This window comes from Kitasatospora sp. NPDC053308, from assembly GCF_055585785.1.
This window is the reverse complement of the sequence record NZ_JBVJJY010000003.1, coordinates 469,133-482,491: the sequence shown is the minus strand read 5'-3', so window position 1 is coordinate 482,491 and position 13,359 is coordinate 469,133. Positions and strand designations below refer to the sequence as shown.

At 73.8% G+C, this 13,359-nt stretch carries 11 protein-coding genes and 1 pseudogene; 1 reads left to right on the top strand and 11 read right to left on the bottom strand.

Features of this window, described 5'->3' with window-relative positions:
* Positions 1 to 24 precede the first annotated feature (24 nt).
* Positions 25 to 1,227 (top strand): XdhC family protein, encoded by a 1,203-nt coding sequence (locus tag ACZ6Y7_RS10080; RefSeq protein WP_465757379.1) that lies wholly within the window; start codon positions 25 to 27, stop codon positions 1,225 to 1,227.
* A 64-nt stretch (positions 1,228 to 1,291) separates the two neighbouring features.
* Here ACZ6Y7_RS10080 and ACZ6Y7_RS10075 read toward each other — a convergent pair whose 3' ends face one another.
* The 11 genes and pseudogenes from ACZ6Y7_RS10075 to allB form a co-directional block, all read right to left on the bottom strand.
* Positions 1,292 to 1,978: a LysE family translocator gene (locus tag ACZ6Y7_RS10075; protein ID WP_465757378.1), complete on the bottom strand. Its 687-nt coding sequence runs from the start codon at positions 1,976 to 1,978 to the stop codon at positions 1,292 to 1,294.
* A gap of 53 nt (positions 1,979 to 2,031) precedes the next feature.
* Complete coding sequence (locus ACZ6Y7_RS10070) at positions 2,032 to 2,448, bottom strand: PIN domain-containing protein (protein WP_465757377.1); 417 nt, start codon at positions 2,446 to 2,448, stop codon at positions 2,032 to 2,034.
* Positions 2,441 to 2,638 carry a type II toxin-antitoxin system VapB family antitoxin gene (locus tag ACZ6Y7_RS10065; protein WP_465757376.1) on the bottom strand — a complete coding sequence of 66 codons (198 nt, stop codon included), beginning with the start codon at positions 2,636 to 2,638 and terminating at the stop codon, positions 2,441 to 2,443. Before ACZ6Y7_RS10065 ends, ACZ6Y7_RS10070 begins: the two co-directional genes overlap by 8 nt.
* Before the next feature lie 95 nt (positions 2,639 to 2,733).
* On the bottom strand, positions 2,734 to 4,485 hold the full coding sequence (locus tag ACZ6Y7_RS10060; protein ID WP_465757375.1) for an SDR family oxidoreductase: 1,752 nt from the start codon (positions 4,483 to 4,485) through the stop codon (positions 2,734 to 2,736).
* Positions 4,482 to 5,453: a M24 family metallopeptidase gene (locus ACZ6Y7_RS10055; RefSeq protein WP_465757374.1), complete on the bottom strand. Its 972-nt coding sequence runs from the start codon at positions 5,451 to 5,453 to the stop codon at positions 4,482 to 4,484. The genes ACZ6Y7_RS10060 and ACZ6Y7_RS10055 overlap by 4 nt, the downstream gene beginning before the upstream one ends.
* A gap of 24 nt (positions 5,454 to 5,477) precedes the next feature.
* Complete coding sequence (locus ACZ6Y7_RS10050; protein ID WP_465757373.1) at positions 5,478 to 6,566, bottom strand: PDR/VanB family oxidoreductase; 1,089 nt, start codon at positions 6,564 to 6,566, stop codon at positions 5,478 to 5,480.
* A 185-nt stretch (positions 6,567 to 6,751) separates the two neighbouring features.
* Positions 6,752 to 7,669, bottom strand: a complete 918-nt coding sequence (locus ACZ6Y7_RS10045) for a metal-dependent hydrolase (protein WP_465757372.1) — start codon at positions 7,667 to 7,669, stop codon at positions 6,752 to 6,754.
* 199 nt (positions 7,670 to 7,868) lie between these two features.
* Complete coding sequence (locus ACZ6Y7_RS10040; RefSeq protein WP_465757371.1) at positions 7,869 to 8,648, bottom strand: IclR family transcriptional regulator; 780 nt, start codon at positions 8,646 to 8,648, stop codon at positions 7,869 to 7,871.
* Positions 8,649 to 8,949: 301 nt separating this feature from the next.
* Positions 8,950 to 10,410, bottom strand: coding sequence for a catalase (locus tag ACZ6Y7_RS10035; protein ID WP_465757370.1), 1,461 nt, complete (start codon positions 10,408 to 10,410; stop codon positions 8,950 to 8,952).
* 387 nt (positions 10,411 to 10,797) lie between these two features.
* Positions 10,798 to 11,865, bottom strand: a pseudogene (gene alc / locus ACZ6Y7_RS10030) (allantoicase); the annotation flags it as partial.
* Complete coding sequence (gene allB / locus ACZ6Y7_RS10025) at positions 11,855 to 13,246, bottom strand: allantoinase AllB (protein ID WP_465757369.1); 1,392 nt, start codon at positions 13,244 to 13,246, stop codon at positions 11,855 to 11,857. The gene allB and the pseudogene alc, both read right to left, overlap by 11 nt.
* Between the last annotated feature and the right edge of the window lie 113 nt (positions 13,247 to 13,359).

The window sequence follows — 13,359 nt, the reverse complement described above, 5'->3', positions numbered from 1 at the left end:
GAAACCGAGTAAGGAGCCCCCGCCATGCAGGACATCGCCGAGCAGCTGCAGGCCTGGCACGCGACCGGGCACACCTTCGCCGTGGCCACCGTGGTCGGCGTCTCCGGCAGCGCTCCGCGCGACCCGGGGGCGGCACTGGCCGTCGACGCGGACGGCGAGGCGATCGGCAGCGTCTCCGGCGGCTGCGTCGAGGGCGCGGTGTACGAGCTGTGCCAGGACGCGATCGAGAGCGGCGAACCGGTGCTGGAACGCTTCGGGTTCAGCGACGAGGACGCCTTCGCCGTCGGCCTGACCTGCGGCGGGATCCTGGACGTGTTCGTCCAGCCGGTCGTGCCGGGGACCGACGCCGGGCTGGACGCCGGGATCGCGCACATCGCCGCCGGCACGCCGGTGGCCCTGGCGCGGGTGATCGACGGCCCGGTCGGTCTGCTCGGCGCTACCCTCGCGGTCACCGCCGACGGCGTCACCGGGGCGCTTTCCACCGGCCCGTCCACGGTCGGCGGCCTGCAGCGGGCGATCGCGGCCGAGGCCCGGGCCATGCTGGAGGCCGGACGGACCGGCCGGCTCGTCCTCGGCCTGGACGGCCGCCCCTGCGACGAGGACGAACGCGGCACCGTCACCTGCTTCGTCGAGTCCTACGTGCCCGCCCCGCGGATGCTGGTGTTCGGGGCCATCGACTTCGCCGCCGCGGTGGTACGGATCGGCAGGTTCCTCGGCTACCACGTCACCGTCTGCGACGCCCGGCCCGTCTTCGCCACCGCCCGTCGCTTCCCCGAGGCCGACGAGGTCGTGGTCGACTGGCCGCACCGCTACCTCGACTCCCAGCTCGACCGGATCGACGGGCGGACCGTGCTCTGCGTGCTCACCCACGACGCCAAGTTCGACGTGCCGCTGCTGGAGCGCGCCCTGCGGCTGCCGGTCGGCTACGTCGGCGCCATGGGCTCGCGCCGCACCCACCGGGACCGCCAGGCGAAGCTGCGCGAGGCGGGACTCACCGAGGCCGAACTGGCCCGGCTGCGCTCCCCCATCGGCCTCGACCTCGGCGCGCGCACCCCGGAGGAGACGGCGGTCTCCGTCGCCGCCGAGATCATCGCGCACCGACGCGGCGGCAGCTGCCTGCCGCTGAGCGCCGGCGACGGGCCGATCCACCACGACACCGGCCTGACCGCCCCGGCCGCTCCGACCGCTCCCGCCGAACCGCGGGAATCCCGGACCCACGCCGCGTAGCCGCCCGCGCGCCCGGGCCCGCCCGCGCCCCGGGCTGACCCCGCCCGGGCGTCCGGGCCCCGGCTCAGTCGGCGAGCGCCAGCTTCAGGCCGAACCCCAGCACGACCGCGCCGGTCACCCGGTCCATCACCCTGCGCGCGGCCGGCCGGCGCAACCAGCCGCGCAGCACCCGGGCGAAGCCCACCAGGACGGTCGACCAGAGCAGGCCCTGCGCGACGTGGACGCAGGTCAGCGCCACACCGGCGGCGAAGTGCGGGGCGCCGGCGGGGATGAACTGCGGGAGCACGGCCACGTAGAAGACCCCGACCTTGGGGTTCAGCAGGTTGGTCAGCGTGCCCCGCCGCCAGCCGTGCCCGAACCCGCCCCCGGTCGTCGGCTCCGCCTCGTCGGCCGCCCGGACGCCCCGGACGCCCCGGACGCCCCGGTCGCCCCGGTCGCCCCGGTCGCCCCGGTCGCGCCGGTCGCCCCGGTCGCGCAGCATCCCGACGCCCATCCACACCAGGTACGCGGCCCCCGCCCAGCGCAGCACCTCGTAGGCCACGTGCGAGGCGGTCAGCAGCGCCGTCACCCCGGCGGAGGTCAGCGTGCCCCAGATCAGCGTCCCGGTCTGGATCCCCAGCACCACGCCCCACGCCTGACGCCGCCGGCCCAGCGCGGAGGTCCGCAGGACCAGCGCGGTGTCGAGCCCGGGCGTCAGCGTGAGCAGCCCCACGACGAGGGCGAAGGACCACAGCGCGGTTGTCGTCTCCATGGACCCGGATGCTCTCACAGCCCGGGGACGGCCGACCCGGGTCCGTCAGGCCGTCAGTCGGCGGTGCCGGGCGGCACGACCCACCGGGTCGGCTGGCCGGTGACGGCGGCGATCATGTCGTAGTCGCCGTCGTAGTGCAGGACGGTGGCGGCATGGCGCTCGGCAGTGGCCGCGATGACGAGGTTCGGTACCGACAGTGCCCGCCAGTTGCCCCCGGCCGTGAGGAGCGCCTGCACCTCGATGGCGCGGTCCCAGACCTCGTCAGGGGTGGACAGCCAGTCGAAGCCGCTCAGGCCCTCCCGGACCCGAATGGCGTCCGACTCGGAGCGGGCACTGTGCATGATCTCCAGTTCGACGGCGCCACAGATCGCCACCACTCCCCTGATGATCAGCGGGTGGAGGACCTCCCTGACCACCGGTTTGGAGAAGCGGGCGAACGCAGACGCGTCGATCAGGAAGCGGTCACTCATCCTTTTCCACCGGCCCGGTGAGATCGGGTAGTCCGCCCTCAGCCAGCCAGGCCATGAACTCCTCGCGCTTGCGCCGCTTCACGAGGTCTTCGAGGGCTGCGTTGACGGTGGCGACCTTGGTCGTCGTACCGAGGATCTCGGCGGCCTCGGCGAGCAGTTCGTCGTTGACGTCTATCACGGTGCGGGCCATGGTCGACCTCCTGGACCGGAGCGAGCCTGCGATATCAATTCCAAGACTCTTGATATCGCAGGCGTGACTGGTCCGTTCCGGTGACGTTCCCCCGGTCAGGTGACGTTGAGGCGGGCGGCCAGGCGGAGCAGGCCGGGGCTGAGGCGGGAGAGGAAGCGGGCGGCCTTGGCCTCCGGGGTCACCGGGACCACGGGCTTGCCGGTGCGGACGGCGGCGAGGATCGCGGTGGCGACCACCTCCGGCGGGAAGCCGCGGCGGGCGTAGAGCTTGGCCGCGCGGGCCCGCTTGGCGGCCTGTTCGGCGGCGCTGGTGGCGGAGAAGGTCGAGGTACGGGTGATGTTGGTGTCGACGATGCCCGGGCAGATGGTGGAGACGCCGATGCCGTGGCCGACGAACTCGGCGCGCAGGCAGTCCGAGAGCATGAACACCGCGGCCTTGCTGGTGGCGTAGGCGGTCAGCGCCTTGGAGGGCAGGTAGGCGGCGGCCGAGGAGACGTTGACGATGTGGCCGCCCTGGCCGCGGTCCGCCATCAGGGTGCCGAAGGCGCGGCAGCCGTGGATCACGCCCCAGAGGTTGACGTCCAGGACCCGCTGCCACTCCTTCTCGGTGGTCTGCAGGAACGTCCCGGAATGGCCGATGCCCGCGTTGTTGACCACCACGTCGGGCACCCCGTGCTCGGCCGCGACGCTCTGCGCGAAGGCGTCCACGGCGGCGCCGTCGGAGACGTCCACCCGGTAGGCGTGCGCCACCGGGCCGACCAGCGAGGCGAGTTCGGCGGTGCGCTCGGCGGCGGCGAGGTCGACGTCGCAGACCACCACCCGGGCGCCCTCCTCGGCGAAGGCGAGCGCGGTGGCCCGGCCGATGCCGCTGCCGCCGCCGGTGACGACCACCAACCGGCCGTCGTCCAGGGCGAGTTCGTCCCCGACGGCCTGCCCGGCGCGCTCGGCCTCGGTGCGGGCGGTGAACTCGCGGACCAGTCCGGCCACGGTGGCTCCCTTCTCCAGCAGCGCCGACCAGTGGCCGGCGTGCAGCGTCCTGCGGGTCAGCTTCGGCACCCAGCGCTCCAGGCCCTCGGAGAGGTAGGTGCCGACGTAGCGGTCCCGGGTGAGGGTGACCAGCTGGACCGGCACCTCGGTCCGCCGCTCGCGCGGACTTCCCATCGTCGGGCGGAAGTTGGCCCGGTACAGCTCGATGCCGCGGACCGCGTCGCGGCGCAGGCTGCGCTGCGGGTGGCCGGCCCGCGGCGTGACGTGCTCCAGGTCGCGCAGCACCCGCGGCCAGGCCCGCGCCAGGCCCAGGCGCCAGACGCCGGGGGCGAGGAAGGGAAGGTGGAAGGCGGTGATGTACCAGGAGTGCAGGCCCTGGTGGACCAGCTGCTTCAGGTGCCGCGGGGTCGGGCGGCGCAGCCGGTGGCGCAGCCAGAACCCCATGTGGTCCAGGCTGGGGCCGGACATCGTGGTGTACGAGGCGATCCGGCGCTCGGCGCCGGGCGCGGTGACGGCCTCCCAGGACTGGATCGAGCCCCAGTCGTGGGCGAGCAGGTGGACCGGGCGCTCCGGGCTGACCGCGTCGGCGACGGCGAACAGGTCCTCGGCCAGGTGCTCCAGCCGGTAGCCCTCGCGGTCGGCGGGGACGCCGGACTCACCGGCGCCGCGGACGTCGTAGCGGACCACGTGGTGGTCCCGGGCGAGGTCGGCGGCGATGTCGTCCCAGACCGCGTGGGTGTCGGGGTAGCCGTGGACCAGGAGGACGGTGGGGGCCGCGGGGTCGCCCTGCTCGAAGACGGCGAGCGGCAGGCCGCCGGAGTGGACGGTCCGGCGGCGGACCGGGCTCGGCGAGGGCGTCATCGGGTGGCCTCCAGGGCGGTCGGCTCGGTGCTCGGGCCGGTGCTCGGCTCGGTGCTCGGCTCGGCGGCGGGCTGCTCAGGGTCCGTCTGCTGGGCAGTCTGCTCGGGCGCAGTCCGATCGGCGGTGGCGGAGGCGGTCCAGCGGCGGACGTGCGGCAGGTCGTCGTCCAGCCAGTAGGCGTCGTCCTCGGTGACCACCAGCAGTTCCTCGAACTTGATGCCCACACCGCGGAAGGCGATGTGCGGTTCGACCGCCCACAGGCCCGGGGTGGGCGCGTGCCGGGACGACCGGCCGTCCGCCCACAGCGGTGACCGGCCGTGCAGGCGCTCGGAGACGAACTCGCGGCCGAGGGTCTGCAGGGTGCGCACGCCGAAGCCGAAGACGTTCACCCCGGCCGGGCCGCGCGCCGTGGTGCGGGTGACCTGGTGGCCGATCACCCGGCCCGGGTACACCTGGTGGCGGTTGTCGTAGCCGTGCGCGGCGAGCTGCGCGTCCACCGCCGCGTACACCTCGTTCAGCGGCTTGCGGGCCCGCACCTCGGCGAGGATCAGCTCGCGGTACACCCGGAGGTCGGCGGCGAGCCGGTCCCAGATCCGGTTCTCGCCGACCTTGCCCCCGTACCCGATGTCGGCTGTGTAGCCGTCCACGACGGGCGCGCAGTCCAGCACGTACGGCATGCCCTCCTCCAGTCGGCGGTTGCCGGCGAAGAACTGCAGCGGGGTGTGGAAGTGGCGGAACGCCGTACGGTCGCCGAACCAGGCGAAGGGGACGTGGAAGAAGTCCTGCACCCCGGCGGCGACCAGGCAGCGGCGCAGCTCGGCGGTGGCCTGCCGCTCGGTGACGCCCGGTTCGATCCAGGCGGCGACCTGTTCGGCGCAGTGGTAGGCGAGTTGCTGGGTCTCGCGGAAGCGGGCGAGGTCGCGCTCGCCGTAGCGGAAGGCGGGGGTCGCTTTCGCCGAGGAGGGCATCGGGGGCTCCTTCTGGAGGTCGGGCTAGAGGTCGAGCACGAGGGTCTCGCCCTCGGCGGCCCGGGAGACGCAGGGCAGCAGGGCGCCGGCGGCACGCTGCTCCGGGGTGAGGCGGCGGTCCCGGTGGTCGGGGGACCCGGCCAGCACGCGGACCTCGCAGGTGCCGCAGAAGCCCTGGCGGCAGGAGTACGGGAGGTCCGGGCGGGCCTCGCGCAGCACGTCCAGGGCGGACCGGTCGGCGGGCACGTCCAGGGTCGGGCCGTCGGCGCCGAGGCGGACGGCGAAGGGCACGCCGTCGGTGATCGGGGCGGCGCCGAAGCGCTCGAAGTGCAGGGCGGTGGCCGAGGAGCCGTCCAGCGCGCGCTGCACGGCGGAGAGCATCGGGGCCGGGCCGCAGCAGTAGACGGCGGCGCCGTCCGGGGCGTGGGCGAGCAGCTCGGCGCCGGTGGGGACGCCGCCGTGCTCGTCGTCGGCGCGCAGCACCACGCGCGCGGGGTCCAGGGCCCGCAGCTCCTCGGCGTACGGGAGGGTGTCGGCGCTCCGGCCGACGTGCACCAGGCGCCAGTCCAGGCCGTGCCGCTGCGCCTCCCGGGCCATCGGCAGCAGCGGGGTGATGCCGATGCCGCCGGCGAGCAGGAGGACGGCGGGTTCCGCGCAGAAGGCGAAGCCGTTGCGGGGGCGGCGGGCGGTGAGCCGGGCGCCGGGGTGCAGGGTGTCGTGGACCTCGACGGACCCGCCGCCGCCCTCGGGGAGCCGCCGGACGGCGATGCGGTAGGCGGTGCGGTCGGCCGGGTCCCCGCAGAGGGAGTAGTGGCGCTCGCGACCGGAGGGCAGGACGAGCCGCAGGTGGGCTCCGGGTTGCCAGCCCGGCAGCGGACCGCCGGACGGGTCGGCGAGGCTCAACTCGACGACATCGGCGGCGAGTTCGCGGCGTGCGGTGACCACCAGCTGCAGCGGCGGGAGGGGGCGGCTGAACGGGCGGCGGGGGTTGCGGCGCAGCAGCGGGCCGCCGAGGGCCGGGGAGTAGCGGTCGCCGAACGCGGTGATCCACCGGATGAAGCCGTCGGCTCGGGGGCGGCCGTAGAGGTCGGGGGGCGGGGTGAGCAGGTCCATCCGGCGGGTCCTTGGCGTGGGAGAGGGGCGTGGCGGGGGGAGGTCCGCGAGCAGCGGACAGCGTGCGGGCGACGGGGGACGGGGACAGATGACAGATAACAGATGACAGATAACGTTTTCTGTTTGCTGAAAGCTGTCGTCTGAAATCTGTCCGCTGAAACCTGTTCGTTGAAACCTGTCCGCCGTCAGCCCCTCGCGGCGGCCGCGCGGGCGGCCGGGGAGCTGGCGAGGTAGCCCAGCGCCTGACTGGAGGAGCCCTCCTGGGTCGGGTGGTAGCCCGGCCGCAGGTACCGCAGCCCGGAGCGGATCGACTTGAGCGGATCCGGCAGCAGGCCGCGCTTGGCGATCCGCCCGGCCTCGCGCCAGGTGGGCTTGAGTCGCCCGTCCAGGGTCGGATCGGCGGCGAGCATGAAGCGGGCGCCGCGCACCCACAGGTGGACCAGCAGCGGCCCGGAGATCACCATCCCGCGGACCCGCCGGAGGTAGCCCGGGTCCAGGTGGACCATCAGGTCGAAGGCGACGCTGCGGTGCTCGACCTCCTCGGCGCCGTGCCAGCGCAGCAGGTCGAGCATCGTCGGGTCGGCCTCGGCGCGGTCCAGGCCCGGGGAGTTGAGCGCCCAGTTGCCGAGGAAGGCGGTGAAGTGCTCGATGGCCGCGATGAAGGCGACCCTCTCGATGACGTTCTCGCGCCGCTGGGCCGGCGTCAGCCCCGGCTTGTCGCCGAGGATCCGCCGGAACAGCCAGGAGACCTGGCGGACGTACGGCCGGGGGTCGAGCCCCTGGCCCAGCAGGTGGTCGAGGACCTCCTGGTGGGCCTCGGCGTGGATGGCCTCCTGCCCGATGAAGCCGAGCACCTCCTCGCGCAGCCGCTCGTCCCGGATGAGCGGCAGCGCCTCCTTGAACACCTTGACGAACCAGCGCTCGCCCTCGGGCAGCAGCAGGTGCAGCACGTTGATGACGTGGGTGGCCATCGGCTCGTCCGGGATCCAGTGCAGCGGCAGCCCGGCCCAGTCGAAGCGGACGTCCCGGGGCTCCAGGACGAGGCTGTCGTGCACGCGGGCGGCGGGAGCGGCGAGGGCGGGGACGGGGGTGGTGCGGGGCATGGCAGGCCCTCCTGACCTGGGAGCGGCGGCTCGACTCCCAGCAACGTACTCGCGGGTAACGGCCGGGACAAGGGTTTCGGCGGCCCTTATCGACATCGAGTCTAATAAGTGATGTGCACCGGCGGACGGCCCGGGAAACGCGGGGAGCCCCACCGGTTCTCCCGATGGGGCTCCCGCGAACTCCCGTGCCGTCCGGCCGTCAGACCGCCATCGCCAGCAGCAGTGGCGCCGCCCGGGCGGCCAGCAGCTCGGCGGCGGCCTTCAGCTTGTGGATGTTGGCCACCGGCATCGAGGTGGCCAGGCAGCCGACCGTGCTGCCCGCCGTGATCGGCACCGCCGCGCACACCGTGCCCAGTGCGTACTCCTGGATGTCCAGCACCGGCACCGTGGCGGGCTGGCGCTCCAGCCGGTGCATCAGCTGGTCGGCGTCGGTGACGGTGCGGGAGGTGAGCCGGGCGACCGGGTGGCGGGAGAGGTGGTCGCGCCGGGCGTCCGCGTCCAGCTGGCCGAGCAGGCACTTGCCGATCGCACTGGCGTGCGCGGTGGCCCGGAAGTCCACCCACTCCTGCACCGCCGGCGCGTACTCGGCCGCCGAGACCGCCTCGACCGACAACTCGCCCTCGTGGTACCGGGTGAAGTACACCGCAGCGCCCAACTCGTCACGGAGTTCGGCGAGTTTGCGGTCGAGCCGGGCCTTCACCAGCTGCTCCCGGTTGTGCTGCCCGAGCAGCGCGAAGGTGCCGCCGAGCACCCAACCGCCGTCCTGGCACTGGAGGTAGCCCTCGATCTCCAGGATCTCCGCGAGCCGCCGGACGGTCGGCAGCCCGAGCGAGGTCTCCCGCGCGAGGCCCACCAGGGTGGCGCCGTCGGGGTGGCGGTCGACCGCCTCCAGCAGTCTGAGGGCGTGCTGCAGGGAGGTGAACGGACCGGTCAGGCCCTGGTCCAGCGCGGCGTGACGACCCGGGGCTGGTGTCGACATGTCGTCCCCTTCCGATGTCCCCCCACGGAGCGACCGCGGGCAAGCCCAGCCTAACGACCCGGTGGCTCCGGCGACTGCCGTCCGTGAATATCCGTGAACATTCCGTGCAGCAACCTCCGGTCGGGGCCGGCCGCGCCCCGGAAGCACCACGACGGGCCCCTCCCCCACTGCCCTGGGGGGAGGAGCCCGTCCTGCGGCCGCCGGGTGCGGGCCCGGCGGCCATTCGGGAGGTGCGGTCGAAGGTTGGTCGGCCGGTCGCCCGGCGGCCGGCGGCTTGGCGGCTTGGCGGCTTGGCGGCCGGTCAGGCCTCTTCGCCCGCGCGGAGCTTGGCGACGGCGGCCGCGAGGCGGGCACCGTACTCCTCGTCCGCGGCGTGGAAGTGGGCGAGGTTCTTCTCGATGATGTCGTCCCGGGTGACCTGCGCCAGGAAGCCCGCGATGTTGTCGATCAGGCGGGTCTTCTCACCGGCCGACATCAGCCGGTACAGCTCACCGGCCTGGAAGAAGTCGTCGTCCTTGCTGTGGGCCGGCGTGGTGTAGGTGCCGGTGTGGCCGTCGACCTTGACCGGCGCGGCGAGCGCGTTGTCGGTCTGGGCGGGGCCGTCGTACGAGTTGGGCTCGTAGTTCTTGCCGCGGCCCGCGGTGTTGGCGGCCATGAAACCGTCCCGGCCGTAGTTGGCGGCCTCGGTGGCGCGCGGGGCGTTCACCGGCAGCTGGGTGTGGTTGACGCCGAGGCGGTAGCGCTGGGCGTCCGCGTAGGCGAACAGCCGGCCCTGGAGCATCTTGTCCGGGGACGGGCCGATGCCGGGCACGAAGTTGTTCGGCGAGAACGCGGACTGCTCGACGTCGGCGAAGACGTTCTCCGGGTTCTTGTTGAGGACCAGGCGGCCGACCTTGACCAGCGGGTAGTCGGCGTGCGGCCACACCTTGGTGAGGTCGAAGGGGTTGAAGCGGTAGTCCGCGGCCTCGGCGACCGGCATCAGCTGGACGTAGAGGGTCCAGGACGGGAACACCCCGCGCTCGATGGCCTGGTGCAGGTCGCGCTGGTGCGAGTCGGCGTCGGCGCCGAGCACCTCGGCGGACTGGGCGGCGTCCAGGCAGCGGATGCCCTGGTTGGTCTTGAAGTGGTACTTCACCCAGTAGGCGTCGCCGTCGGCGTTGACCCACTGGTAGGTGTGCGAGCCGTACCCGTTCATGTGACGGTACGAGGCCGGGATGCCGCGGTCGCCGAACAGCCAGGTGATCTGGTGGGTCGAGGCCGGCGAGTGGGCCCAGAAGTCCCAGACGTTGTCCGCCTCCTGCACGCCGGTGTACGGGTCGCGCTTCTGGGAGTGGATGAAGTCGGGGAACTTGATCGGGTCCTTGATGAAGAACACCGGGGTGTTGTTGCCGACGAGGTCGTAGTTGCCCTCCTCGGTGTAGAACTTCACGGCGAAGCCGCGCGGGTCGCGCACCGCGTCGCTGGCGCCCAGGTTGCCGGCCACGGTGGAGAAGCGCAGGAAGACCTCGGTGCGCTTGCCGACCTCGGAGAGGAAAGCCGCCCGGGTGTACTGCGAGACCTCGTCGGTGACCTCGAAGTAGCCGTACGCGCCGGAGCCGCGGGCGTGCACGACGCGCTCCGGGATGCGCTCGCGGTTGAAGCGGGCCAGCTTCTCCAGCAGCTGCTGGTCCTGGATCAGCAGCGGGCCGTACTCGCCGGCCGAGGCCGAGTTCTGGTTGTCGGCGACCGGGGCGCCGGACTCCGTGGTCAGGATCTTGGACATGGAGGGTCCTTCAGGGTCGATAAGGGCGGTGCGTGGAGGAAGGGCTGACGGCGCGTCGCGCGGGCGCCGCGAGTGCCCGGCGCGCAGGCCTGGCACGCGGCGAGCGCCGGGCCACGCCGGAGACCGGAAAACCGGAGAGCGGAAGGCCGGAGGCCGGGGCCCGGGCGGGCCGGCTCAGACGCCGAGCAGGCGCCAGACGGCCGAGCGGCGGCGGGAGGACTGCTCGCCGTCGGGGCCGTCGGCCGGCTGGAGCGCCGCGACGGCGGCGCCGGCCGCGGCCGGGTCCGCGAGCGGACGGGCGGCGGTCAGCGCGGCCGCCTCGTCGGCGGTCAGCCCGGCCCCGGTGAGAGCCGCGGTGGCCTCGGCGGCCGGGAGGGCGTCGAACCAGCGCAGCGCGAGGGCCGCGCGCCCGGCCTCGGTGAGGCGGCCGGTGAGCCGGAGGCGGGCGAGCCCGCCGTCCGGGTAGACGTTGATCCGCACATGGGTCACCGGGCGGCCGGCGTCCAGCCGGAAGCGGTGCCGGGTGTCGGGCTGGAGCCGGGTGCGGGGCAGCAGCTCGAACCACTCGCCCTCGGCCGGGTCGGCCCCGGTCGAGGCGTCGAAGCCGATCAGGTCGGCCCAGCCGGGGGCGTTGGCGACGAAGTGGGTGGTGTCCACCTCGGCGGCCAGGACCTCACCGCCCCCGGCCAGGGCGATCTGCACCCAGTCGTTGGCCTTGTCGCGCCGACGCCGGGTCTCCCAGCCCTCGCCCATGACGGAGGCGCGACCGGGAGCGTTCAGGTTGTGCGGGGAGGAGAAGTAGCGGTCGGACGCCGCCTCGGCCACGCCGCCGTACTCCTGGGCGGCCAGGTCGAAGGTGAGGCCGTCCAGCTCGCGCGGGTCGGGCAGCACCTCGCCGTGCACCCGCAGCCGGGCGACGCCGCCGTCCGGGAAGATGTTGAGCCGCACGTGGGTGTAGCGGGTGGCGTCCTCGACGGCGAACTCGTGGGCGGTGTTCCCGCGCAGCGGGGTGCGCGGCACGATCGTGGTCCACTCGGCGTCCTGCAGCTCCTCGGGCGAGGGGTGGCCGGGGACGGACGCGGCCTCGACGGAGCCGGACTCCGGGTAGTTGCCGGTGAAGTGGGCGGTGTCCACGATCACGCCGCGGATCACGCCGCCCACGCCGAGCCGGACGATCGCCCAGTCGTGGTCCTGGTCGGTGGGGTGCGGCTGCTCGGCGGAGACGCCGCGGCGGCGCTTGGACTCCCAGCCGTCCATGATCTGGCCCTTGTGGCCGAAGGTGTGCGGGCGGAACTCGGCCGGCTTGGCGACCAGCAGGTTCTCGGCGTCCGCGAAGGTGTCCTCGTTGGTGGCGACGACGCCCGCGCCGAGCAGTCGGGAGGCCAGGTTGACCAGTTCGGTGAAGGGAGCACTCGGGGTGTCTGCGGTGGTCACTGACTCTCCTCTAGGCACGATCGGAGGGGTGGGCGGGGGCGGCGGGGGCGGCGGGCCGGGTGAGCTGCCGGCCGAAGGGGCGGGCGCCGGTGTCCACCTCGCGGCCGCGCAGCCAGGTGGTGCGCACCGCGCCGGTGAGGGTGCGGCCCGCGTACGGGGTCACCGGGTTGCGGTGGTGCAGCCCGCTCGCCCGGACGGCGAACTCGCCGTCGGGGTCGAAGGCGACCAGGTCGGCGTCGTGGCCGGGCGCGATGGCGCCCTTGGTGCCGGTGAGGCCGACCAGTTCGGCCGGTCCGGCGGACATCCAGCGCACGACGTCGGACAGGGTGTGGCCGCGGCGGCGGGCCTCGGTCCAGACGGCCGGCAGGCCGAGCTGCAGCGAGGCGATGCCGCCCCAGGCGGCCGCGAAGTCCCCGTTGCCGCCGTACTCGGGCAGCAGCTTGAGGTCGGGGGTGGAGGGCGAGTGGTCGGAGACGACGGCGATGAACTCGCCGTTCGCCAGGGCCTCCCAGAGCGCGTCCCGGTTGGACTCGTCGCGGATCGGCGGGCAGCACTTGAAGGCGGTGTCGCCGTCGGGCACCTGCTCGGCCGCGAGGGTCAGGTAGTGCGGGCAGGTCTCGGCGGTCACCCGGACGCCGTCCTCGCGGGCCTGGCGCAGCAGTGGCAGCACGGCGGCGGAGGAGACGTGCAGGATGTGGACCCGGGCTCCGGTGCGCCGGGCGGTGTCCAGCAGGTGGGCGACGGCCGCGGTCTCCGCGTCGTCGGGGCGGGAGGCCAGGAAGTCGCGGTAGTGGACGCCGGGTTGCTGCGGGGCGGCGGCGAGGACGGCCGGGTCCTCGGCGTGGATGATGGCCAGCGCGCCGATCCGGGCCTGCTCGGCCAGGGCGGCCTCCAGGTCGGCGGCCTCGACGTGCGGGAACTCATCCACCCCGGAGGGCGCGAGGAAGCTCTTGAAGCCGAACACGCCCTCGCGGTGCAGGGGTTCGAGGTCCGGCACGTTGCCGGGGACGGCGCCGCCCCAGAAGCCGAGGTCGACCCAGGCCTGGCCGTCGGCGGTCTTCCGCTTGGCCAGCAGGCCCTCCACCGTGGTGGTGGGCGGGATCGAGTTGAGCGGCATGTCGATGATCGTGGTGACGCCGCCGGCCGCGGCGGCCCGGGTGGCGGTGGCGAAGCCCTCCCACTCGGTGCGGCCGGGCTCGTTGACGTGCACGTGGGTGTCGACCAGGCCGGGCAGCAGGGCGGTGTCGCCGAGGTCGGCGAGTTCGCGGTCGCCGACCGTGAGCTCGCCGTGCGCGACGACCTGCTCGATCTTCCCGTCCCGGATCAGCACGTCCGCGGGGCGCTCCCCGTCGGGCAGGAACACCCGCCGGGAGCGGATCACCGTCGGCTGGCTGAAAGGCATGGGAGACCTCCGGAACCTGGGAGTTGGGGTGGTGTGGGGGGGTGGGCCGGACCCGGGGAGGCGAGGGATTGCGGGGAGCCTAGGCCCGCCTTCAACAAAACGTCAATGGAGGA

Bases quoted from the DNA above. Each gene is read 5' to 3' on its own strand.
- ACZ6Y7_RS10040 (WP_465757371.1), bottom strand. From the start codon at position 8,648: ATGTCGACACCAGCCCCGGGTCGTCACGCCGCGCTGGACCAGGGCCTG.
- allB (WP_465757369.1), bottom strand. From the start codon at position 13,246: ATGCCTTTCAGCCAGCCGACGGTGATCCGCTCCCGGCGGGTGTTCCTG.
- ACZ6Y7_RS10045 (WP_465757372.1), bottom strand. From the start codon at position 7,669: ATGCCCCGCACCACCCCCGTCCCCGCCCTCGCCGCTCCCGCCGCCCGC.
- ACZ6Y7_RS10035 (WP_465757370.1), bottom strand. From the start codon at position 10,410: ATGTCCAAGATCCTGACCACGGAGTCCGGCGCCCCGGTCGCCGACAAC.
- ACZ6Y7_RS10070 (WP_465757377.1), bottom strand. From the start codon at position 2,448: ATGAGTGACCGCTTCCTGATCGACGCGTCTGCGTTCGCCCGCTTCTCC.
- ACZ6Y7_RS10055 (WP_465757374.1), bottom strand. From the start codon at position 5,453: ATGCCCTCCTCGGCGAAAGCGACCCCCGCCTTCCGCTACGGCGAGCGC.
- ACZ6Y7_RS10080 (WP_465757379.1), top strand. From the start codon at position 25: ATGCAGGACATCGCCGAGCAGCTGCAGGCCTGGCACGCGACCGGGCAC.
- ACZ6Y7_RS10050 (WP_465757373.1), bottom strand. From the start codon at position 6,566: ATGGACCTGCTCACCCCGCCCCCCGACCTCTACGGCCGCCCCCGAGCC.
- ACZ6Y7_RS10060 (WP_465757375.1), bottom strand. From the start codon at position 4,485: ATGACGCCCTCGCCGAGCCCGGTCCGCCGCCGGACCGTCCACTCCGGC.
- ACZ6Y7_RS10065 (WP_465757376.1), bottom strand. From the start codon at position 2,638: ATGGCCCGCACCGTGATAGACGTCAACGACGAACTGCTCGCCGAGGCC.
- ACZ6Y7_RS10075 (WP_465757378.1), bottom strand. From the start codon at position 1,978: ATGGAGACGACAACCGCGCTGTGGTCCTTCGCCCTCGTCGTGGGGCTG.